This window comes from Cellulomonas sp. P4_B5_2, assembly GCF_056402235.1.
In genome coordinates this window covers 1-20,563 of sequence record NZ_JBFUHU010000018.1, presented here as the reverse complement: position 1 = coordinate 20,563, position 20,563 = coordinate 1, and the positions used below count along the sequence as shown (strand labels likewise).

At 73.5% G+C, this 20,563-nt stretch carries 21 protein-coding genes; 10 read left to right on the top strand and 11 right to left on the bottom strand.

The annotated features are described in order from the left end of the window. Together AC1DUQ_RS02515 and AC1DUQ_RS02510 are read left to right on the top strand one after the other, a co-directional pair. Positions 1-854 (top strand): Lhr family helicase (locus AC1DUQ_RS02515; protein ID WP_477073346.1); only part of this gene is annotated, 854 nt, incomplete at its 5' end. 6 nt (positions 855-860) lie between these two features. Then, on the top strand, positions 861-1,622 hold the full coding sequence (locus AC1DUQ_RS02510) for a DNA-formamidopyrimidine glycosylase family protein (RefSeq protein WP_477062954.1): 762 nt from the start codon (positions 861-863) through the stop codon (positions 1,620-1,622). Positions 1,623-1,763: 141 nt separating this feature from the next. On the opposite strand, the gene AC1DUQ_RS02505 is transcribed toward AC1DUQ_RS02510, so the two are convergent. The 3 genes from AC1DUQ_RS02505 to pgsA form a co-directional block, all read right to left on the bottom strand. Beyond that, positions 1,764-2,105, bottom strand: a complete 342-nt coding sequence (locus AC1DUQ_RS02505; protein WP_056093268.1) for a helix-turn-helix domain-containing protein — start codon at positions 2,103-2,105, stop codon at positions 1,764-1,766. 246 nt (positions 2,106-2,351) lie between these two features. Beyond that, a complete protein-coding gene (locus AC1DUQ_RS02500) occupies positions 2,352-2,825 on the bottom strand; it encodes a CinA family protein (protein ID WP_477062953.1) in 474 nt (157 codons plus the stop codon). A 1-nt stretch (position 2,826) separates the two neighbouring features. Then, positions 2,827-3,420, bottom strand: a complete 594-nt coding sequence (pgsA, locus tag AC1DUQ_RS02495; protein ID WP_477062952.1) for a CDP-diacylglycerol--glycerol-3-phosphate 3-phosphatidyltransferase — start codon at positions 3,418-3,420, stop codon at positions 2,827-2,829. A 55-nt stretch (positions 3,421-3,475) separates the two neighbouring features. On the opposite strand from pgsA, the gene AC1DUQ_RS02490 reads away from it, so the two are divergent. After that, positions 3,476-4,780, top strand: a complete 1,305-nt coding sequence (locus tag AC1DUQ_RS02490; protein ID WP_477073345.1) for a CapA family protein — start codon at positions 3,476-3,478, stop codon at positions 4,778-4,780. Here AC1DUQ_RS02490 and AC1DUQ_RS02485 read toward each other — a convergent pair. The 3 genes from AC1DUQ_RS02485 to AC1DUQ_RS02475 all read right to left on the bottom strand — a co-directional run bounded on the left by AC1DUQ_RS02485 (position 4,770) and on the right by AC1DUQ_RS02475 (position 10,123). After that, complete coding sequence (locus tag AC1DUQ_RS02485; RefSeq protein WP_477062950.1) at positions 4,770-6,968, bottom strand: putative bifunctional diguanylate cyclase/phosphodiesterase; 2,199 nt, start codon at positions 6,966-6,968, stop codon at positions 4,770-4,772. The genes AC1DUQ_RS02490 and AC1DUQ_RS02485 overlap by 11 nt on opposite strands. Continuing rightward, entirely contained in the window at positions 6,965-9,649 is a 2,685-nt protein-coding gene (locus AC1DUQ_RS02480) for an FtsK/SpoIIIE family DNA translocase (RefSeq protein ID WP_477062949.1), read from the bottom strand. The genes AC1DUQ_RS02485 and AC1DUQ_RS02480 overlap by 4 nt, the downstream gene beginning before the upstream one ends. A gap of 63 nt (positions 9,650-9,712) precedes the next feature. Further along, on the bottom strand, positions 9,713-10,123 hold the full coding sequence (locus AC1DUQ_RS02475; RefSeq protein ID WP_477062948.1) for a hypothetical protein: 411 nt from the start codon (positions 10,121-10,123) through the stop codon (positions 9,713-9,715). Between the two features lie 74 nt (positions 10,124-10,197). Here AC1DUQ_RS02475 and AC1DUQ_RS02470 point away from each other — a divergent pair, with 74 nt between their 5' ends. The 3 genes from AC1DUQ_RS02470 to AC1DUQ_RS02460 all read left to right on the top strand — a co-directional run bounded on the left by AC1DUQ_RS02470 (position 10,198) and on the right by AC1DUQ_RS02460 (position 12,981). Beyond that, positions 10,198-10,776 (top strand): TetR/AcrR family transcriptional regulator, encoded by a 579-nt coding sequence (locus tag AC1DUQ_RS02470; protein WP_477062947.1) that lies wholly within the window; start codon positions 10,198-10,200, stop codon positions 10,774-10,776. Positions 10,777-10,812: 36 nt separating this feature from the next. After that, positions 10,813-11,931 (top strand): winged helix DNA-binding domain-containing protein, encoded by a 1,119-nt coding sequence (locus tag AC1DUQ_RS02465; RefSeq protein ID WP_477062946.1) that lies wholly within the window; start codon positions 10,813-10,815, stop codon positions 11,929-11,931. Between the two features lie 126 nt (positions 11,932-12,057). Continuing rightward, on the top strand, positions 12,058-12,981 hold the full coding sequence (locus tag AC1DUQ_RS02460) for a DMT family transporter (protein WP_477062945.1): 924 nt from the start codon (positions 12,058-12,060) through the stop codon (positions 12,979-12,981). A gap of 64 nt (positions 12,982-13,045) precedes the next feature. Here AC1DUQ_RS02460 and AC1DUQ_RS02455 read toward each other — a convergent pair whose 3' ends face one another. The 4 genes from AC1DUQ_RS02455 to AC1DUQ_RS02440 are packed head-to-tail and all read right to left on the bottom strand — an operon-like array spanning position 13,046 to position 17,030. Beyond that, the gene (locus tag AC1DUQ_RS02455) at positions 13,046-14,731 is read right to left on the bottom strand and encodes a ribonuclease J (protein ID WP_421741904.1); all 1,686 of its coding nucleotides are present in this window, start codon (positions 14,729-14,731) and stop codon (positions 13,046-13,048) included. Positions 14,732-14,747: 16 nt separating this feature from the next. Then, on the bottom strand, positions 14,748-15,674 hold the full coding sequence (dapA, locus tag AC1DUQ_RS02450; RefSeq protein ID WP_477062944.1) for a 4-hydroxy-tetrahydrodipicolinate synthase: 927 nt from the start codon (positions 15,672-15,674) through the stop codon (positions 14,748-14,750). 49 nt (positions 15,675-15,723) lie between these two features. After that, positions 15,724-16,224 (bottom strand): dihydrofolate reductase, encoded by a 501-nt coding sequence (locus AC1DUQ_RS02445; RefSeq protein ID WP_477062943.1) that lies wholly within the window; start codon positions 16,222-16,224, stop codon positions 15,724-15,726. Continuing rightward, the gene (locus AC1DUQ_RS02440) at positions 16,221-17,030 is read right to left on the bottom strand and encodes a thymidylate synthase (RefSeq protein WP_477073344.1); all 810 of its coding nucleotides are present in this window, start codon (positions 17,028-17,030) and stop codon (positions 16,221-16,223) included. The genes AC1DUQ_RS02445 and AC1DUQ_RS02440 overlap by 4 nt, the downstream gene beginning before the upstream one ends. 70 nt (positions 17,031-17,100) lie before the next feature. Here AC1DUQ_RS02440 and AC1DUQ_RS02435 point away from each other — a divergent pair, with 70 nt between their 5' ends. From AC1DUQ_RS02435 to AC1DUQ_RS02420, 4 genes are all read left to right on the top strand, one after another. Continuing rightward, on the top strand, positions 17,101-18,573 hold the full coding sequence (locus tag AC1DUQ_RS02435) for an NAD-dependent succinate-semialdehyde dehydrogenase (protein ID WP_477062941.1): 1,473 nt from the start codon (positions 17,101-17,103) through the stop codon (positions 18,571-18,573). A 29-nt stretch (positions 18,574-18,602) separates the two neighbouring features. Further along, a complete protein-coding gene (locus AC1DUQ_RS02430; protein WP_477062940.1) occupies positions 18,603-19,295 on the top strand; it encodes an AzlC family ABC transporter permease in 693 nt (230 codons plus the stop codon). Beyond that, positions 19,292-19,612, top strand: coding sequence for an AzlD domain-containing protein (locus AC1DUQ_RS02425; RefSeq protein WP_477062939.1), 321 nt, complete (start codon positions 19,292-19,294; stop codon positions 19,610-19,612). The genes AC1DUQ_RS02430 and AC1DUQ_RS02425 overlap by 4 nt, the downstream gene beginning before the upstream one ends. Before the next feature lie 193 nt (positions 19,613-19,805). Continuing rightward, positions 19,806-20,372 (top strand): N-acetyltransferase family protein, encoded by a 567-nt coding sequence (locus AC1DUQ_RS02420; protein WP_477062938.1) that lies wholly within the window; start codon positions 19,806-19,808, stop codon positions 20,370-20,372. Here the strand turns inward: AC1DUQ_RS02420 and AC1DUQ_RS02415 are convergent. Then, the coding region (locus AC1DUQ_RS02415; protein ID WP_477073343.1) for a tetratricopeptide repeat protein at positions 20,369-20,563 on the bottom strand (195 nt) is incomplete at its 5' end. The genes AC1DUQ_RS02420 and AC1DUQ_RS02415 overlap by 4 nt on opposite strands.

The following is a 20,563-nucleotide window of genomic DNA, read 5'->3' as shown; positions in this document are numbered from 1 at the left end:
CGGGGAGCACCGCCCACCGCACGAGGTCGGCCGCGCCGCGCGGCCGGCCGCTGCGCCCTCGCCTGGGCCTGCGCGCAGCCGTTCAGCTGGCCGGCGACCCCGGCACCCGGTCGAGCGCGCTCGGGCTCAACGGAGCCGCGAGCGGCGGCCGTTGGTCGCTCCTGCCCGCGCGCGAGCCCGACCCGACCTTGCGCGCGCACGCCCTGGCCGCGCAGCTGCTCGACCGGCACGGCATCCTCACCCGCGCGGTCGCCCCGGCCGAGGGGATCGGCGCCCGGTTCGCCGACGTCYACCGCGTGCTCTCGGCGCTGGAGCAGGGCGGGCAGGTGCGCCGTGGCTACTTCGTCGAGCGACTCGGGGGCTCCCAGTTCGCGCTGCCGGGCGCGGTCGACCGTCTACGCGTCGACGCCCAGGTGGTCGAGCGGTCCGCCGACCAGGACGGTCCCACCGATCTGCAGGTCGTCGTGCTCGCGGCGACCGACCCCGCCAACCCGTACGGCGCGTCGCTGCCGTGGCCGGTCGCCGGACCGGACACCACCGACAACGGCGCAGGCCGGCACCGTCCCGGTCGCAAGGGAGGCGCGCTCGTCGTGCTCGTCGACGGCGCACTCGTGCTCTACCTGGAGCGTGGCGGCCGGACCGTGCTGTCGTTCACGTCCGACACGGGGGTGCTGGAGGCCGCCGCCGAGGGGCTCGCGACGACGGCCCGGACGCGGCACACCGGGCGGCTCACGATCGTGCGGGTCGACGGGGTCGACGTCCTCGAGGGTGCCCTGCACAGCCCGCTCGGCAAGGCGCTCGCCGCCGCCGGGTTCGCCACGACCCCGCGCGGTCTGCGCCTGCGGCAGTCGTGAGGGCCTGTGCCTGAGGGCGACATCCTGCGCCGCACCGCGGACCGGTTCCAGCTCGCGATCGGCGGACAGGTGCTGGTGCGGTCCGACCTGCGCTGGCCGACCGCCGCGACGGTGGACCTCGTCGGGCGGACCGTGCTGGAGACCCGGTCGTACGGGAAGCACCTGCTCACCCGGTTCGACGACGGCCGCACCCTGCGCACGCACCTGCGCATGGAGGGGTACTGGCGCATCGCCCGCACCGGCTCGCCCGAGGCGGGCGCCCGGTCCCCGCAGGTCCGCGCGGTGCTGGCCACGGCGGACTGGACCACGGTCGGGTACCACCTGGGCATGCTCGACGTGGTGCGCACCCGCGACGAGCACACCCTGATCGGGCACCTCGGGCCGGACATGCTGGCGGAGGCGTTCGACCTCGACGAGGCGCTGCGGCGGTGGGCGGCCCGTGGCTCGACGCCGGCGGCGGAGGTGCTGCTGGACCAGACGGTCACCGCGGGCATCGGCACGATCTTCGCGGCCGAGTCGCTGTTCGCCGAGCGGCTGTGGCCGTGGACGCCTGCCGACGCGGTCGCGGAGCCCGGTCGGCTGCTCTCGGTCGCTCGTCACCAGCTGCAACGGGCGGTCGCCGACGGGAGGCCACCCGGGCACGTGCACGGCAGGGCGCGACAGCCGTGCCACCGCTGCGGGAGACCGATCGCCGTGGGGCAGGCGCGCAAACCGCCGATGGAGCGCCCGATCTTCTACTGCCCGCGATGCCAGGCGAACCCGGGCTGACCCCGGAACGCGCAACGGTCCGCGGGCGGGTGCCCACGGACCGTGCAGGAGGACGAGCAGACATCGCTGTCCGTCGTCGCGGGCGCCCGGAGACGACCCGTCGACCGGACGGATCTCCCGCCCGATCATTCACGAACTACCTCAGCTGATGGCGGCGAGCTCCGACCGCGACCGCGCCCACCCGAAGTCGGTGGCACTGGCCACCGACGCCGCGAGGTCCGCAGGCACCGTGTCGGGGATCAGCAGACCCTCGGCGACGGCCACACGGTCACTGACCTCGCGCAGGACGAGCGACATCGGGACGTCGAGCGCCTCGCAGATGCTGTTGAGCAGCTCCGAGGACGCCTCCTTCTGGCCCCGCTCCACCTCGCTCAGGTACCCGAGCGACACGCGGGCTGCCGACGACACCTCGCGCAGGGTGCGCCCCTGGCGCTGTCGCGCATCCCGCAGCACATCGCCGATCTCTCGACGGAGTACAACCATCCGGGCTCCCCCTCTCGCGTCACGTTCCACATCTCCACCGGGAACCGAGGTCCGCTGGGGACCCGGAACCACTGAACCTGGAACCCCAGAGATCTTCGCCGGGAGGATTCCACCGTACCTTGCACCGCCGACACGCGACGGCATGCGCCGTGCCGGGGGTCGAGTGCTCATCACGGTCGTTCCAACGATGCGACACGTCGGAGTGTTCCCGCTCGATCGACCCATAGCCCGTCGCCGCGCCCAGGTTCACCCCGAACGGCCCACGAATTCCACCCCCAGCGCCAGCACGGCGTCCACCGTCTGCGCCCTGACGGCTGCCCGGGACCCGACGAGCTGGAGCGATCGCACGCGGGTGCCCTCCGGCGTCGCGACCGCGACGTGGACCGTCCCGGGCGGGTTCCCGTCCTGCGGGTCGGGGCCGGCGACGCCGGTGGTCGCCAGGCCGACGTCGGCGCCGAGCCGTTCCCGCACCCCGACCGCCATGGCGCGGGCGACGTCCGGGTCGACCGCACCCCTGGCCTCGAGCAGTCCGCGGTCCACGTCGAGCAGAGCACCCTTGAGGTCGGTGGCGTAGGCAACGACGGCCCCGCGCAGGACCGCCGAGGCCCCGGGCACGTCGACGAGCGCGGCCGACACGAGCCCACCGGTCAGCGACTCGGCGACGCCCAGCGACCAGCCGCGAGCGCCGAGGGCCGCGAGGAGGTCGGCCGCGAGCGACACGTCACAGCCCTGGGGCGGGCGGGTGGCTGGCGGTCCGGCGGATCTGCAGGCCCGTCCGCGCGTAGTCCAGGCCGGTCACCACGGTCACCACCAGTGCCGCGCCCATGACGATCGCCGCGACGACCTCGACGAACCCGGGCAGCACGTCGAGCGGCAGGAGGTAGAGGCCGATCGCCACGGACTGCAGCACGGTCTTCAGCTTGCCGCCGCGGGAGGCGGGCAGCACCACGTACCGCAGGAGGAAGAACCGCATCGCCGTGATGCCGAGCTCCCGCACGAGGATGACCACCGTGACCCACCACGGCAGGTCGCCGAGCCATGACAGCAGGACGAGCGCGGTGCCGATGAGCACCTTGTCCGCGATGGGATCCAGGAGCTTGCCCAGATCCGTGACCTGGCCGGAGCGGCGGGCGAGCCAGCCGTCGACCCGGTCGGTCGCGGCCGCCACCACGAAGAGAGCGGTCGCGATCAGCCGGCCGGTGGTGGTGTGCCCGCCGTCGACGAGGAGAGCCCAGGCGAAGAACGGCACCAGCGCGATGCGCAGCACCGTGACTACGTTCGCCAGGTTCCAGGCGGAGGGTACGGCGTCGACCACCCGGACAGCCTAGAGGGGCGCAGGACATGCCCCGTTCACCGATTAGAGTCCGCGTGTGACTCGCCACGCCCGCGCCGGACGTCGTTCTCCCGTCGTGGCGGGCCTCGCGCTCCTCCTGCTGCTCGTCGTGGCTCTCGGTGCGGGGGCGGCCGCGCTGCGCCCCTCGCGCCCGCCGGTCACCGCAGCGCCGTCCGCCACGTCGTCACAGAGCCCCGACGGCTCGCCGACGCCCACCCCGACGCCCACCGCCGACCCCGACGCGGAGTTCTCGATCGTCGCCGCCGGAGACGTGCTCCCCCACCTGCCGGTGCTCTCGAGCGCCCGCACCGCCGACGGCTACGACTTCGGCCCGGTGCTCGGCCCGATGAACCCGTGGATCCAGGGCGCCGACCTCGCTCTGTGCCACCTCGAGGTCGCCGTCACGCCGCCCGGCACCGCGCCCAGCGGCTACCCGCTGTTCGGCACTCCCCCCCAGATCGCGAGCTCCTTGCAGGCCCAGGGGTGGGACGGCTGCTCGACGGCGTCGAACCACTCGGTCGACCGCGGGTTCGCCGGGGTGACCGCGACCCTGGACGCGCTCGACGCGGCGGGTCTGGGCCACGTCGGTACCGCCAGGAACGCGGTCGAGCAGGCGCAGCCGCAGCTGTACCGGCTCGAGCGCGGCGGGCGCACGATCACGGTGGCCCACGTCGCCGCGACCTACGGCACCAACGGCATGCCCGTCGACGCGGACAAGCCGTGGTCGGTGAACGTCGTCGACGTCCCGGCGATGGTGGCGCAGGCGACGGCAGCGCGCGCCGCCGGCGCCGACCTGGTGATCGCCAGCGTCCACTGTTGCGTCGAGTACCAGACGGAGCCGACGCCCGAGCAGGTGGCGATCGACCAGCAGCTGGCCGACTCGGGCGTGTTCGACCTGGTCATCGGCCACCACGCGCACGTTCCGCAGCCGGTCGCGCAGCTGAGCGGCGGGCCACGCGGCGAGGGCATGTGGGTGGCGTACGGCCTCGGCAACTACGTCTCGAACCAGGACGGTGAGTGCTGCTCGCCGAAGACCTCCTCCGGCCTCCTGCTCACCGCGCACGTCGAGGCAACCGGTGCGTTCCCGGCCGAGGGACGGCCTGCCGGCCCGGCGCGGGTCACCGGTGTGGAGTGGACCCCCATCACCGTCGACCGGCTGGGCGGCCACCAGGTGCACGCCCTCGTCGACATCCCGGGTGGCACCAGCACCCTGACCGCCGCGCAGGTGGCGGACCGGACCGCGGACGTGMTCGAGGCTGCGGGCACCGAGGCGCCGGAGCGCAGGGCGCCGACCACGCCGACCGGCCGCGCGCCGGTGGTGGTCCCGCGCGTCAGCGGCTGATGTCCCCCGGCTGCGCGCTGCCGTACAGCCAGCCCTGCCCGTAGCGCCAGCCGTTGCGGTGCAGGTACTCGGCCTGCTCCTCGTGCTCGATGCCCTCGGCGATGGTCACCATCGCCAGCTCGCGCGCCAGCGCACCGAGCGCCCGGGCGACCTTGCCGGCGGTGGGGTCCTCGGGGATCCCGGAGGTGAACGACATGTCGAGCTTCACCCCGGCCACCGGCAGGTCCCGCAGGTAGGACAGCGGCGAGACGCCGGTGCCGAAGTCGTCGAGCAGGATGGGCACGCCCGCCGCGGACAGCTGCGTGAGCTCGTGCCGGATGCGGGTGCCGGACGCCACCAGCGACGACTCGGTGAGCTCGACGACGATCCGGCCCGCGGTGAGCCGGTGCCGGGAGATCTCCGCCAGCAGGGTCGTCGCGAACTCCCCGTCCCCCAGCTGGTCGGCCGAGACGTTCACCGACACCCAGCGCGTCCGGTCGTGGATGGAGGCGACGAACTCGACGACGCGCGTGGCCACCAGCTGCCCGAGCGCGACCGACATCCCCGCTTCCTGGATGAGCGACAGGAAGGAGGCCGGCAGCAGGAGACCGCGCTGCGGGTGCTCCCACCGCACGAGCGCCTCGTAGCCGACGACCCGCGCGTCGGACAGGTCGACGATCGGTTGGTAGTGGACCACCAGCTGGTCCTCGGCGATCGCCGCCGCGAGCTCGCGGTGCAGCTCGGAGGCCGACCCCATCGTCATCGAGGACTCGTAGACCTCCGTGCGACCGCGACCTGAGCCCTTGGCCCGGTAGAGCGCGGCGTCGGCGGCGGCGAGCAGACCCGGGGCGCCCCCCTCGATCGACTCGGGGTCGGCGATCGCGATGCCGATGCTCGCCGCGACGTTCAGCCGGCGCCGGCCCACCCGGACCGCCTCCTGGAGCCCGGCGTGGATGGCGGTGGCCACCTCGAACACGGCACGCGGGCCGTCGAGGTCCTGCACGACGACCACGAACTCGTCGCCCCCGAGCCGCGCGACCGTGCCGCGGCGGGCGGTCGCGGCGCGCAGCACGCCGGCCACGTGCACCAGCACCTCGTCGCCCGCCGCGTGCCCAAACCGGTCGTTGATCTCCTTGAACCCGTCCAGGTCGCAGGCCAGCACGGCCACGCGGTCGACCACCCCGGGCTGCTCCAGCACGGCCTGCAGCACCTCCTGGAGCAGCGTGCGGTTGGCCAGCCCGGTCAAGGGGTCGTGCATGGCGCGGTGCGTGAGCATCTCGGCCTGCAGCCGGGACTCGGTGGAGTCGCGCACCTGGACGACGAAGTGGTCGGGGGCACCGGTCGGTGTCCGCACCAGTGCGGCGTCGAGCGCGACCCAGACCTCATGGCCGTCGGCCCGCTGGTACCGCTTCTCGAGGGAGAACCGGTGCTGCCCGCCGCCGAGCAGCCGATCGACCTCGAGGCGCTCCGCAGGGCGACCCTCGGGGGTGCTGAGGTCCTCCATCCGGTACCCGCGCAGGGCTCCGACGCTCGTGCCCAGCAGCTCGGCGAACGCGGCGTTCGCCTCGACGATCCGCCACTCGACGTCCACGAGCGCCATGCCGATCGGCGCGTTCTCCATCGCGACCCGGAACTGCATCTCGCTGCGCGACAGGGCCGCCTCGACCTCGCGCCTGCCGGTGACGTCGACCAGCGTGGTCAGCACCGCCGCCGCGTCCCCGTCGCCGGCCGGTACCAGCTGGCTGGCCACCTGCACCATGCGCGCCTGGGTGGTGTCGGTCCCGGGCAGCGCGACGCCGACGAGCTCGGAGTCCACGGTCCACCCCGCGCGCGCGACGCCGGAGCGGTGCCCCAGGACCGCCGCGGGGTTCATGGCCAGACCCATCTCGTTGACGAGGACGACGGGCAGGTCGCCCACCGACCGGCCCACGGACGAGGCGGCATCGATGCCGAGGATCGCCGCCGCGCGCTCGGAGATGTCCAGCACGCGGCCGGACAACGACTGGACGAGGACGCCCTCCTTGGTCACGGCCTGCAGGGCGTCGTACCGGTGCCGCAGCTCCCGGGACAGCTCCAGCAGCTCGTTCGCGCGGCGGACCTGGGCGCGCTGCCGGGCCAGCAGGATGAGGACGGCGACGAGCGCCACGATCGCGACGATCGCGATCACCGTGCTGACGACCCCCCAGGGGCCGGAGAAGGGGCTGGTCACCGACCCCCGCCGGACCACTGCCCGGCGTCGTCCTCCTCCGCGCCGTCGAAGTAGTCGGTCGCCACCGGCGGCTCGCCCGGCAGGGATCCGTCCGCGCCCATCGCGTACCGGTCGTCCTCCTCCTCGCCGGGCGCGCCCCGCAGCATGGCGAGCGTCCCCGGCAGGTCGTCCGCCTGGACCAGCACCTCGCGCGCCTTGGAGCCCTCCGACGGCCCGACGATCTCGCGCGACTCGAGCAGGTCCATCAGGCGGCCCGCCTTGGCGAAGCCGACCCGCAGCTTGCGCTGGAGCATCGACGTCGACCCGAACTGCGTCGTGACCACCAGCTCGGCGGCCTGGAGCAGCAGGTCGAGGTCGTCGCCGATGTCCTCGTCGACCGTCTTCTTCACCGCCGCCACCGTCACGTCCTGGCGGTACGACGGCTTGAGCTGCTTCTTCACGTGCTCGACGACCGCGTGGATCTCCGACTCGGACACCCAGGCGCCCTGCGTACGCATCGGCTTGGCCGCACCCATCGGCAGGAACAGCGCGTCACCCTGCCCGATGAGCTTCTCGGCGCCGGGCTGGTCCAGCACCACGCGCGAGTCGGTCAGGGAGCTGGTCGCGAAGGCCAGTCGGGACGGCACGTTCGCCTTGATCAGGCCGGTCACCACGTCGACGCTCGGGCGCTGCGTGGCGAGCACCAGGTGGATGCCGGCCGCACGGGCCAGCTGCGTGATGCGCTGGATCGACGCCTCGACGTCGCGCGGGGCCACCATCATCAGGTCGGCGAGCTCGTCGACGACCACCAGCAGGTACGGGTACGTGGCGATCTTGCGCTCGGACCCCGGCAGCGGCTTGACCTTGCCCGCGCGGACGGCGGTGTTGAAGTCGTCGATGTGCTTGAACCCGAAGTTCGCGAGGTCGTCGTAGCGCGCCTCCATCTCGCGCACCACCCACTCGAGCGCCTCCGCGGCCTTCTTGGGGTTGGTGATGATCGGGGTGATCAGGTGCGGGATGCCCTCGTAGACCGTCAGCTCGACGCGCTTCGGGTCGACGAGCACCATGCGCACCTCGTCGGGCGTGGCGCGCATGAGGATCGAGACGATCATCGAGTTGACGAAGCTGGACTTGCCCGCGCCGGTGGCGCCGGCGACCAGCAGGTGGGGCATCTTGGCCAGGTTGGCCGTGACGTACCCGCCCTCGACGTCCTTGCCGACGCCGATCACCATCGGGTGCTCGGTGCGCTTGGCCGCGCTGGAGCGCAGCACGTCGCCGAGCGACACGGTCTCGCGGTCGGTGTTGGGGATCTCGATGCCGATGGCCGACTTGCCGGGGATCGGCGACAGGATGCGGACGTCCGCGCTGGCGACCGCGTAGGCGATGTTCTTGCTCAGCGCGGTGACCCGCTCGACCTTGACGGACCGGCCCAGCTCGACCTCGTACCGCGTGACGGTCGGACCGCGCGTGAAGCCCGTGACCTGGGCGTCGATCTCGAACGCCTCGAGCACGGATGTGAGCGATTCGACGACGCGGTCGTTGGCGGCCGAGCGCACCTTGTGCGGCGCGCCCTTGGCCAGGGCGTCCTCCGCGGGGAGCGTGTAGAGCACGTCGCCGCCGAGCATCGGCTGCTCGCCGCGCGGGACGGGCGTGGTCTGGGGTGCGACGAGCGGGGACTTGGCGACGACCGTCGTCGGCACCGTGTCCGGCGCGGCGTCGCGTGCGAGCTGCGCCTCGGCCTCTGCCTCGGCGGCCGCGACGATGGCCGCGCGGGCGAACGCCTCGTCGCCGTCGTAGCCGTCCAGCCGCGTGTCCTCGGGCTCGTCCACCTGGTCGGCCCGCGCGCGCTTGCGCCCGAGCAGCCCGCGCTTCTTCGCGGGCGCCTCGATCTCGGGGACGGCGGTGTGCAGGGCGTTGATGACCAGGGGTGCGTCGTCCTCGGCCTCGGTCTCCGCGGCGGGGTCGCGGTGGTTGCCGGTGAGCTTGTCGTACACGCCGCGCAGCCGCGGGATCACCTGGTGCACCGGCGTCGCGGTGACGACGAGGACCCCGAAGAACGCCAGGAGGATCAGCAGCGCGACCGCCACACCGGGGGTGATCAGGCTGGCCAGCGGTGTGCCGACCAGGAACCCGACCATGCCGCCCGCCAGGCGCAGCGCGGGGAAGTCGTCCGTGTTCGGCAGGCCGGAGGCGATCTGCACGAGCCCGCACACCGCGAGCGTGATCGCGCCGAGGCCGATCACGATGCGCCCGTTGGCCTCGACCCGCTCCGGGTGCCGCATCAGCCGGATGGCCAGCCCGAGCAGGACGAGCGGGACGACGACGCCGACCTTGCCGAAGGTCCCGGCCACGACGTTGTGCACGACCGTGCCGGCGGTGCCGGACAGGTCCCACCACTCGCGCGCGGCGATGACGATGGCCAGCCCGAGGAGCGTGAACGCGAGGCCGTCGCGGCGGTGCGAGGGGTCGAGGTCGCGAGCACCCTTGCCGACGCGGCGCGCGGTGCCGCCGACGAGGTGCGCGGTGCCCATGAACACGCCCTTGACGATGCGCACCGGCAGGGCCGGCCGGGACGGCGGCGGAGCCGGCCTGCGCCCCTGCGGGCGGGACGATCCGGCCGCCTTGCCGGTGGGCTTGCCGGTGGCGCGCGACGTCGCCGGCGCACCGGAGCGGGCGCGAGGGGTGGACGTACGAGTCGCCATGGTCCTCAAACTAGCCGGGCGACCGGCGAGACGGGCGCGCCCGGGCGCGTGTCGGCCGGACGATCACCCGAGCAGCAGCCCGACGCCCAGCGTCACGACCCCCGCGGCAAGCAGGACGGCCCCGACCCCGAGGAGCACCACGGCCCTGTTCGGCGTCTCACGTCCCCGTCCCATGGCGGAGAAGAAGAACCCGGCGGACATCACGATCGCCGCGAGCAGCACCCCCGTCTGAGCCAGCCAGCGCCAGAACCCGTCCAGGGACGTGGCCTCCCCCAGCAGCAGGCAGACCAGCCCGAGGGTGACCAGTACCCCGGCGTGCGCGTGGCCGGCCCGGTAGAAGCTCTTCTGGAACGCGGTCGCCTGCTCCTTCCCCGTGGCGACGCGCAGCAGGAAGGCGCCTCCGGACTCGATCGCGACCACCGAGAGCGCCACGGCCCCGGCGGTGATCCTCGCGGCGTCGGTGAGCTCGATCATCAGGGTCTCCTCGTTTGTGAACACTGTTATAGAACAGCGTTCTCAGACGAGCGTCAACCCCCTAGACTCGCCGGATGGCCCGCCCACGCGTGCACGACGACGCCCTGCGCACCCGCCTCCTGGAGGAGGCGTCGGCGGTCGTCGCGACCGCAGGAGCGGGTGCGCTCACCGTCCGTGAGCTCGCCGCCCGTGCCGGCACGTCGGCGTCCGCGGTCTACTCGCTGTTCGGCAGCCGGCAGGAGCTGGTGCGTGCGGTCGGCGACGAGGCGTTCGCGCGGTTCGCCGAGCGTCTCGAGGCCGTCCCCCGCACGGACGACCCGGCGGCCGACCTGCTCGGGCTCGGGCTCGCGTACCGCGCGAACGCGCTCGACGGCCCGCACTTCTACCGCGTGATGTTCGGCGCCACGGGCGCCGGGCTCCAGGACGGGACCCGGGGTCCGGCCACGGCGAGTGCGACGTTCACCGTGCTGCGCGACGCCGTCGCCCGCGTGCTGGGGGTGGAGCCCACCGCCGCGCAGGAGCCGGCGCTCGGGCTGTGGGCGCTGGTGCACGGGCTGGTCGAGCTCGAGCTGGACGGGATGCTGCCCGACGGCGCCGCCGAGCGGTACACCCGCGTGCTCCGCGCCGCCGGACCGGGGATCCTCGGCGGCTGACCTGCTCCTGTCAGTGCCTCGTGCCACGGTGGAGCCATGTCCGTGACCCGCGAGAAGGTCCTCCGGTACCGCGTGCACGCGCAGCAGCTGGACCGGCCGGTCAGCAGCCGACGCCGCCCCGACGACGCCGCGATCCTGGACCACGGCGTGCAGCACACCGGTCCGGACGGCGCGCTGTGGGCCCTGGCCGTGCGTGGTGTCCCCGTCTCGGCGCGCGACTGGCCGCACGAGCTCGCTCTGGCGTGGACGCTGCGGGGCGCACCGCACGCCTACCGTCGGTCGGACCTGAAGGCGGTCGAGAAGGCGTTGCGCCCGTACTCCGAGGCCGACGCCGCGAAGCGCGTGATCAACGCCTCGGCCCCCCTCGCGGCCGCGGACATCCCGGTGCTCGACGCGCTCGCCACCGTCTCTCGGACCATGCGCGAGGTCGTGGACGAGCCGATGGCCAAGGGAGCGCTGTCCACCCTGATGACCGCGGAGCTGCCCGACCCCTACCTGCGCTGGTGCGAGGGCTGCGGCGCCACGCACATGTACGAGATGACGTTCCGGCTCGCCGCCCTGCACGCCGGTCTCGAGCTCGAGCCCGGTACGTCTCCCCCGGTCGTGAGGCGCATCCCCCGGTGGCCGGCCGGTCAGGTGGGCGTGCTCGACAGGCCGGCCGACGGTGACGACGGTCCGCTCGACGTGCTGCGCAGCCTCCTGCACCTGCTGGGTCCACTGACCCGCAAGCAGGCCGCGGTCTACCTCGACTCGACGCTCCGGGACGTGTCCGCACGATGGCCCGACGACGCGGTCGAGGTGGACGTCGAGGGGACGCCCGCCGAGCTCCTCGAAGGAGACCTCCCGGCCCTCCAGGACCCGCCCGACGACCCGCTCGTGCGCCTGCTCGGCCCGTACGACCTCTTCCTGCAGGGCCGCGACCGCGAGCTCCTGGTCCCGGACACGGCCCGCCACAAGGCGCTCTGGCCCACCATCGGCCGGCCCGGAGCGGTCCTGGCGGACGGTGAGGTGGTCGGCACCTGGCGGCCACGCGCGAAGGGCGCGACGCTCGCGCTCCAGCTCGACGAGTGGGTGCCGTGGTCGTCGCGCACGAAGGAGGCCGTCCAGGTCGAGCACGAGCGTCTCGCGACGTTCCGTGGCGCCGCCCCGGGATGATCGGGTCCTCCTCGAGCACGCGCTCCACCTCGCCCCGGGTCGCGCTGGCGGGCCGACCTCGGGCAGGCGTGTCAGGGGTCGGTCCTACGGTGGCACCATGCGTTCCCGTTCCTGCGCGGTGCCCACGTGAGCCGCCGCGGCTGGCTCCTCCTGGTCGCCGTCGGCGTCATCTGGGGCATCCCGTACCTGCTCATCAAGATCGCCGTCACCGACGTCACGCCGGTCATGGTGGTGTTCGTGCGCACGGCTCTGGGCGCCCTGCTGCTCCTGCCCTTCGCGGTGCGCGGCGGTGGCCTGCGGGTGCTGCGCGGACACTGGCCCGCGGTCCTCGGCTTCGCGGTGCTGGAGATCGTCCTGCCGTGGATCCTGCTCTCGAACGCCGAGCGCACCCTGTCGAGCTCGACCACCGGGCTGCTCGTCGCGACCGTGCCGATCGCTGCGGTGGTGCTGGGAAGGCTGGTCGGCGACCGGCGTCCCGTGGCGCTGATCCGCTGGATCGGTCTGCTCGTGGGCCTCGGCGGCGTCGCCCTGCTGCTCGGACCCGGTGCCGCCGGGGGTGATCCGTGGGCCGTCACCCAGGTGCTGCTCGCGGCGCTCGGGTACGCCACCGCGCCGATCATCGCCGACCGGGCGCTGCGGGACGTCCCCGCGATCCCCCTGACGGCCACGTGCCTCGGCCTCACCGCGCTGGCGTACGCACCCGTGGTGCTCGTGACCGGGCCGCACCCGTGGCCGCCCGTCGACGCCGTGCTCGCCCTCGTCGGTCTCGGCGCCCTGTGCACCGCCCTCGCGTTCGTCCTGTTCTTCCGGCTGATCGTCGAGGTGGGTGCGGCCCGCTCCACGCTCGTCGCCTACCTGAACCCCGTCGTCGCCGTCGCGCTGGGCGCCCTCGTGCTCGACGAGGCGATCACGGCCGGCGTGCTCGGCGCGACCGCGCTGATCCTGCTCGGCTCGGCGGCAGCCTCGCGGCGACCGCGCGAGCCGGACGTCCTGTCGCCGCCCGACGAGAACGTCACCGCCGACGAGGTCACCCGGGTCACGCCGACCTGAGACGGGGTTGACGACGACGGCCCCGCCCTGGCGAGCAGGGCGGGGCCGTCGTGGATCGAGCAGGTCAGGCCTCGACGACCACCGGGATGATCATCGGGCGGCGGCGCAGGCGGTTGGACACCCAGCGGCCGACCACCCGACGCATCACCTGCTGCAGCACGTGCGCGTCGGAGTTCCCGTTGCGCGCCGACTCCTCGAGGGCCGCGGTCAGCTCCGGGAGGATGTCGTCGAACACGGCGTCCTGCTCGGCGAACCCGCGGGCGTGGATCTGCGGGCCGGCCAGCACCTTGCCGTCGGCCGAGCTGACCACCGCGAAGATCGAGATGAACCCCTCGTCCCCGAGGATCCGGCGGTCCTTGAGCTCGACCTCGGTGATCTCCCCGACGCTCGACCCGTCGACGTACACGTACCCGCAGGGCACGGCACCGACGATCCTGGCGCGCCCGTCGACCAGGTCGACCACCACGCCGTCCTCGGCGAGCACCACGCGGTCGGCGGGGATGCCGGTCTGCACCGCGAGCGCCGCGTTGGCCACGAGGTGCCGGATCTCGCCGTGCACGGGCATGACGTTGCGCGGCTTGAGGATGTTGTAGCAGTAGAGGAGCTCGCCGGCGCTGGCGTGCCCGGACACGTGCACCTTCGCGTTGCCGGAGTGCACGACGCGCGCGCCGAGGCGGGTCAGGCCGTTGATCACGCGGAAGACGGCGTTCTCGTTCCCCGGGATCAGCGACGACGCCATGATCACGGTGTCGCCGGGGCCGACCGAGACCTTGTGGTCGTTGTTGGCGATCCGGGACAGCGCGGCCATCGGCTCACCCTGCGACCCGGTGCACATGAGGACGATCTCGTCGTCGCGCAGGGTGTCGACCTGCTTCTGGTCGATGAGCACGCCCTCGGGCACCTTGAGGTAGCCCAGGTCCGCGGCGATGCCCATGTTGCGCACCATCGAGCGACCGACGAGCGCGACCCGGCGGTTGTGCGTGTAGGCGGCGTCGAGCACCTGCTGGACGCGGTGCACGTGCGACGCGAACGACGCGACGATGATCCGCTTGGTCGAGTCGGCGAACACCTGGTCGAGCACGGGCCCGATCCCGCGCTCCTGCGCGACGAACCCAGGCACCTCGGCGTTGGTGGAGTCGACCATGAACAGGTCGACACCCTTCTCGCCGAGCCGCGCGAACGCCCGCAGGTCGGTGATGCGGCCGTCGAGCGGCAGCTGGTCCATCTTGAAGTCGCCGGTGTGCAGCACGGTGCCGGCGGCGGTGTGCACCGCGACCGCGAGCGCGTCCGGGATCGAGTGGTTCACCGCGATGAACTCGCACTCGAACCCGCCGAACGTCGCGGTCTGGCCCTCGCGCACCTCGCGCAGGACAGGCTGGATGCGGTGCTCCTTGAGCTTGGCGTCGATGAACGCCAGCGTGAGCTTGGAGCCGACCAGCGGGATGTTCTTGCGCAGCCGCAGCAGGTACGGGACGGCGCCGATGTGGTCCTCGTGGCCGTGCGTGAGGATGATCGCCTCGATGTCGTCCAGGCGGTCCTTGATGTACTCGAAGTCCGGCAGGATCAGGTCGACGCCGGGCTGGTGGTCCTCGGGGAACAGGACGCCGCAGTCGATGACGAGCAGGCGGCCGTCGTGCTCGAGGACGGCCATGTTGCGGCCGACCTCTCCGAGCCCGCCCAGTGCGACGACGCGCAGGGCGCCGGCGGCGAGAGCCGGGGGCAGGGTGAGCTCGGGATGCGGGTGACTCATGGGGCTCCTGGTGGGATCAGATGCGGTCAGCCGACGTCAAACCGAGCAGCCCGGCGGCCCGCAGGCCGTCGCGGATCAGCGCGAGCTCGTCGTCGGACGCGGGGACGAGCGGGAGGCGCACCGAGCGCTCGGGCAGGACGCCCAGCACCTGGAGCGCGGCCTTAGCGGCGACGGCCTGGAAGCCGGCGCCGTTGAGTGCGTCGATCGCGGGGATGATCGATCGGAAGATGCGGAGGGCCTCGGCGTGGTCGCCGGCGTCGAAGGCGGCGACGATGCCGGCCAGCTGCGGGCCGACGACGTGCCCGGCGACGCTGACGATGCCCGCGGCGCCGTGCGCCAGCAGGGACAGCAGCGCGCTGTCGTCCCCGGAGTACCACCCCAGCCCCGTGGCGGCGATGGCCTTGGCGGCGGCGTAGGTGTCGCCGCCCGCGTCCTTCATGGCCACCACGCGGTCGTGTCCGGCGAGCGCCTCGATCGTGGCGGGCGCGAACCGCACACCGGTGCGGCCAGGGACGTCGTAGAGCATGACGGGCAGGTCGGTGGCGTCCGCGATGGACTCGACGTGCCGGCGCACACCCTCCTGCGAGGGGCGCGAGTAGTAGGGGCTCACGACGAGCAGCCCGTGGGCGCCCGCCTCCGCCGCCTGCTCGGCCATCCGCACGGCGTGCGCGGTGTCGTTGGACCCTGCGCCGGCGAGGATCCACGCGTCCTGGCCGACGGCCTCGACGACGGCCTGGACCAGCTCCGCCTTCTCGGGCGCGTGCGTCGTGGAGGCCTCGCCCGTGGTGCCGTTGAGCACGAGCCCGTCGTTGCCGTGCTCCACCAGGCGCGTGGCCAGCTGCACGGCCCGGGCGAGGTCGACCGCGCCGTCCGCCGTCATCGGCGTGACCATCGCGGTGAGCACGGACCCGAACGGGCGCGTGGGCGTGGAGGTGCGCGGCATGGGGCCACGGTACCGCCCCACGCCTGCCCGCCGTCGTGGGGTCCGCGCGTCAGGCGCGCAGGTACGTCTCGAAGCGGTACCGCGTGCCGCCGGCCGTCGACACGTGCCAGCCGTGGTCGGGGTCCGTGCCGGCGCGCCGCCACGTCGACGGGTCGAGCGCCGGTGCACGGGTGTCGCCGCCGACGTCGAGGGACACGACCGTGACCTCGACGCGCTGGGCCTGCGGCAGGAGCGCGGCGTACACCTCTCCCCCACCGATGACCCAGGCCTCGCGGTCGCCGACCAGCCGCAGCGCCTCGTCGATCCCGCGCACGACCAGCGCACCCGCAGGCTCGAACCCCGGGGTCCGGGACAGGACGATGTTGTCCCGGCCGGGCAGCGGGCGGAAGCGCGGCGGCAGCGAGGCCCAGGTCGCGCGGCCCATGAGCACCGGGTGGCCGCGCGTGAGCTCGCGGAAGTGGGCCATGTCCTCGGGCACGTGCCAGGGCAGGGTGCCGTCGCGGCCGATGACTCCGGTGGGTGTCTGGGCCCAGATGAGCGACAGGCTCACACGGCTACCGGGGCCTTGATCGCCGGGTGGTACTGGTAGTCGACCACCTGCACGTCGTCGAACGTGTAGTCGAACAGGGAGGCGGCCTTGCGCAGCTCGAGCCGCGGTGCGGGGTACGGGGTCCGGCTCAGCTGCTCGCGCACCTGGTCGACGTGGTTGTCGTAGATGTGGCAGTCGCCGCCGGTCCAGACGAAGTCGCCGACGTCGAGCCCGACCTGCTGGGCGACCATGTGGGTGAGCAGTGCGTACGACGCGATGTTGAAGGGCACGCCGAGGAACAGGTCGGCGGAGCGCTGGTACAGCTGGCAGCTCAGCCGGCCGTCCGCGACGTAGAACTGGAAGAACGCGTGGCACGGGGCCAGCGCCATCGAGGGGATGTCCGCGACGTTCCAGGCGGACACGATGTGCCGGYGCGAGTCGGGGTCGCGGCGCAGGTTCTCCAGCAGCTGGGAGATCTGGTCGATGTGGCCGCCGTCGGGCGTCGGCCAGCTGCGCCACTGCACGCCGTACACGGGTCCGAGCTCGCCGTCGGGGCCGGCCCACTCGTCCCAGATGGTGACGTTGTTGTCGCGCAGGTACGCGACGTTGGACTCCCCGCGCAGGAACCAGAGGAGCTCGTGGACGATCGAGCGCAGGTGCACGCGCTTCGTCGTGACCAGCGGGAACCCGGCCGACAGGTCGAACCGCATCTGGTGACCGAACACGCTGCGGGTACCGGTGCCGGTGCGGTCCGCCTTCGGGGTGCCGGTCTCGAGCACGAGCCGCAGGAGGTCCTCGTAGGGGGAAGGCACAGGCGCGTCCGTCATGGCGTCATCGTAGGTCGCGGGCGGACCGAGATCCGTGCGCCAGCGCGGCGTGGACGCGATACTCCTCGGTATGACGCCGCCGTCGCTGCCCCCCACCGTCGCCGCCCACGTCCCCACCGGGGTCCTGATCGACGGGGCCTGGCGCCCCGCGAGCACCGGTCGGACGTTCGAGGTCGCCGACCCCGCCACCACCGAGACGTTGTTCGACGTGGCCGACGGTGGCGAGCAGGACGCGCTCGACGCCCTGACCGCGGCGGACGGTGCGTTCCCCGAGTGGCGAGCGACGGCACCACGGGTGCGGGCCGAGCTGCTGCGGGCGGTCTTCGAGACCCTCACCGCGCGCACCGAGGACATCGCCGCCCTGGTGACGGCCGAGGGCGGGAAGCCGCTCGCCGAGTCCCGCGCCGAGGTGGCCTACGGCGCCGACTACGTCCGGTGGTACTCCGAGCAGGCCGTCCGCTTCGAGGGTCTCGCCCGACGCGCCCCCTCCGGCGCCAACCACCAGCTCGTCCTGCGCCGCCCGGTCGGCCCCGCCCTGCTGATCACGCCGTGGAACTTCCCGATCGCGATGATCGCGCGCAAGGTCGCCCCGGCACTGGCGGCGGGGTGCACGGTCGTCATCAAGCCCGCCCAGCTGACCCCGCTGACCACGGCGTACGTCGCCGAGATCATCCGCGAGGAGCTGGACGGCCGCGGACTGCCGACGGGCGTGATCAACGTGGTGCCGTCGGCGTCGGCCCGGACGATCTCCGGCCCTCTGCTGGCGGACCCGCGGCTGCGCAAGCTCTCGTTCACCGGGTCGACCGAGGTCGGCGCCGCGCTGCTCAAGGCGTCGGCGGACACCATCCTGCGCACCTCGATGGAGCTCGGCGGCAACGCGCCGTTCCTGGTCTTCGAGGACGCCGACATCCCGGCCGCCGTGCAGGGCGCCGTGCAGGCCAAGATGCGCAACGCCGGGCAGACCTGCGTCGCCGCCAACCGGTTCCTCGTGCACGCGTCGGTCGCCGAGGAGTTCACCGCCGGGCTCACGGAGGCGTTCGACAAGCTCGTCGTCGGGCACGGTGCCGACGAGGGCACGACGGTCGGTCCGCTGATCGAGGCCTCCGCCGTCGACCGGGTCGAGGAGGTCGTCGCCGAGGCGGTCGACGCCGGCGCGCGCGTCCGCATCGGTGGTGACCGACCGAACCGGCGGGGCTACTTCTACGCGCCGACCGTCCTCGACCGCGTGTCCGCCGACCTGCGCGTGATCACCGAGGAGACCTTCGGCCCCGTCGCCCCCGTGGTGACGTTCGGCTCGGAGGAGGAGGGCGTCGCGCTCGCCAACTCCACGCCGTTCGGACTGGTGGCGTACGCCTACACGCGGGACATCTCCCGGGTYATGCGGCTGGCGGAGTCCGTGGAGACCGGGATGCTCGGCGTCAACCGCGGCCTCGTGTCGGACGCGAGCGCGCCCTTCGGCGGCGTGAAGTCCTCCGGGCTGGGACGCGAGGGCGGCGAGGCAGGGCTCGAGGAGTATCTCGACAGCGTGTACGTGGCGATCTAGACGGCGGTCCCTGTGTCACAGTGGCCCGCGTGACACGGGACGACGAGGGACGGGCAGCCGTCCGGCAGGCCGTCTCGGTGTCGCTGGCCACCGGCCTGTACGGCGTCTCGTTCGGCGCCCTGGCCGTCGCTGCCGGGCTCTCCGTGCCGCAGGCGATGGCCCTCAGCCTGCTCATGTTCTCGGGCGGCTCGCAGTTCGCGTTCATCGGCGTCGTCGGTGCCGGCGGGCTCGCGGGCGCGGCCATCGCGACCGCCGGGCTGCTCGGCGTGCGCAACGGGCTGTACGGGCCGCAGGTCGCGCCCCTGATCGACTCCCGCGGCTGGCGCCGGCCGCTGGCCGCGCAGCTGACCATCGACGAGTCCACCGCCGTCGCGACCGCGCACAAGGCGCCGCACGCGGCTCAGTTCGGCTTCTGGTGGACCGGCGTGGGCGTGTTCGTGCTCTGGAACATCTTCACCTTCGTCGGCGCGGTGGCGGGCGACCGCATGGGCGACCCGGCGAAGTACGGCCTCGACGCGGCCGCCGCCGCCGCGTTCCTCGGCCTGGTGTGGCCACGGGTCACGGGTGCCGGGTCCGGGCTGGCGCAGACGGTGGCCGTCGGAGCCGTCGTCGTCGCGCTCGCGCTCACCCCCCTCGTGCCGGCGGGCATCCCCGTGCTGCTCGCCGCGGTGGTCGCCATCGTCGCGGGCCTCCTCGCGCGCGAGCCGGAGCCGGTCGCATGAGCTCCGTCGGGACATGGATCGCGCTCCTGGCGGCCAGCGCCGTCGTGTTCGCCCTCAAGCTGGCCGGCCACCTGGCGCCCAAGCACTGGCTCGCCGAGCCGCGCGTCGCGCGCACCGCCGCCCTGGTCACCGTGGCGTTGCTGTCCGCGCTGGTCGCCGTCCAGACCGCCACCCGCGGGAACGAGCTCGTGCTCGACGCCCGCCTGCCCGCGCTCGTCGTCGCCGCGATCGCGCTCGCCCTGAAGGCGCCGTTCATCGTCGTCGTCCTGCTCGCCGCGGTCACCGCGGCGGTGCTCCGCGCCCTGGGCATGCCGTGAGACTCGCGGGCACGATCGGCGACACTTGACCGTGGGGTGTCCGACCACCCCCGCCGGCGCAGCGGTCCGCGCGCCCGGCACGCACACGTCTCGGAGGACCCGTGGCCACTCCCGCCCAGCGCAGCTCGCTCGGCTCGCCCATGCTGATTCCCGCCCTCCCGGCCGCCGCGACCCGTGAGATGGTCACCGTCTGATGCCCCTGTTCAGTGAGAACGCCGACGTCTCCGTCCGGCCCGCGGTCCGGGGCGACGAGCACGCGATCGCCCACCTCCAGGTCGAGGCGTGGCGGGTGTCGCACGCCGAGGTCCTGGGGCTGGGCGCGCTCGACCAGCTCGACACGTCGGCGATCGAGGCGCAGTGGGCGGCCGCGGTCACCGCCCCGCCCGGCGCGGGCTACCGCGTGCTGGTCGCCTGCGACGGTCCGACGGTCGTCGGCGTCGTCTCGGTCGCGCCGGTCCCGACGACGGAGGACCGACCGTTCGACGCTCCGGGCGGCGCGATCCTCGCGCTGGAGGTCGAGCCCGCGCACCAGCGGGTGGGTCACGGGTCGAGGCTGCTCGCCGCCGCGGTCGACACGCTCCGCGAGGACGGCGCCGACCAGGTGCACACGTGGGTGCTGGACGGCGACGAGGCTCGCGCCCGGTTCTTGTCGTCGGCCGGCCTCGGACCCGACGACGTCGCGCGTGAGCTCGTCTCCGGGCGCATGCCCGACGGCTCCACGCGCACGGTGACCGAGCACCGCTGGTCGGCCTCGATCTAGCCCCGGTGCAGGCGGCTGGCCGTGCGCAACGACTCGCGCGCGCGTCGCCGGTCCCCCGCCGCGTCGTACGCGAACGCCAGGTGGTACCAGGAGCGCCAGTCGTCCGGCTCGGCCTCGGCGAGCTCGCGGGCCGGCTCGAACGCCTCGCGCGCGGCCGCGCGGTCGATGCGCCCGCCGGGTGAGCGCGGCAG

What these genes read in the sequence shown, in the direction of transcription:
- AC1DUQ_RS02420 (WP_477062938.1), top strand. Translation starts at nt 19,806, where the DNA reads ATGCCCCTGTTCAGTGAGAACGCCGACGTCTCCGTCCGGCCCGCGGTC.
- AC1DUQ_RS02475 (WP_477062948.1), bottom strand. Translation starts at nt 10,123, where the DNA reads ATGATCGAGCTCACCGACGCCGCGAGGATCACCGCCGGGGCCGTGGCG.
- dapA (WP_477062944.1), bottom strand. Translation starts at nt 15,674, where the DNA reads ATGCCGCGCACCTCCACGCCCACGCGCCCGTTCGGGTCCGTGCTCACC.
- AC1DUQ_RS02465 (WP_477062946.1), top strand. Translation starts at nt 10,813, where the DNA reads ATGTCCGTGACCCGCGAGAAGGTCCTCCGGTACCGCGTGCACGCGCAG.
- AC1DUQ_RS02470 (WP_477062947.1), top strand. Translation starts at nt 10,198, where the DNA reads ATGGCCCGCCCACGCGTGCACGACGACGCCCTGCGCACCCGCCTCCTG.
- AC1DUQ_RS02425 (WP_477062939.1), top strand. Translation starts at nt 19,292, where the DNA reads ATGAGCTCCGTCGGGACATGGATCGCGCTCCTGGCGGCCAGCGCCGTC.
- AC1DUQ_RS02455 (WP_421741904.1), bottom strand. Translation starts at nt 14,731, where the DNA reads ATGAGTCACCCGCATCCCGAGCTCACCCTGCCCCCGGCTCTCGCCGCC.
- AC1DUQ_RS02505 (WP_056093268.1), bottom strand. Translation starts at nt 2,105, where the DNA reads ATGGTTGTACTCCGTCGAGAGATCGGCGATGTGCTGCGGGATGCGCGA.
- AC1DUQ_RS02480 (WP_477062949.1), bottom strand. Translation starts at nt 9,649, where the DNA reads ATGGCGACTCGTACGTCCACCCCTCGCGCCCGCTCCGGTGCGCCGGCG.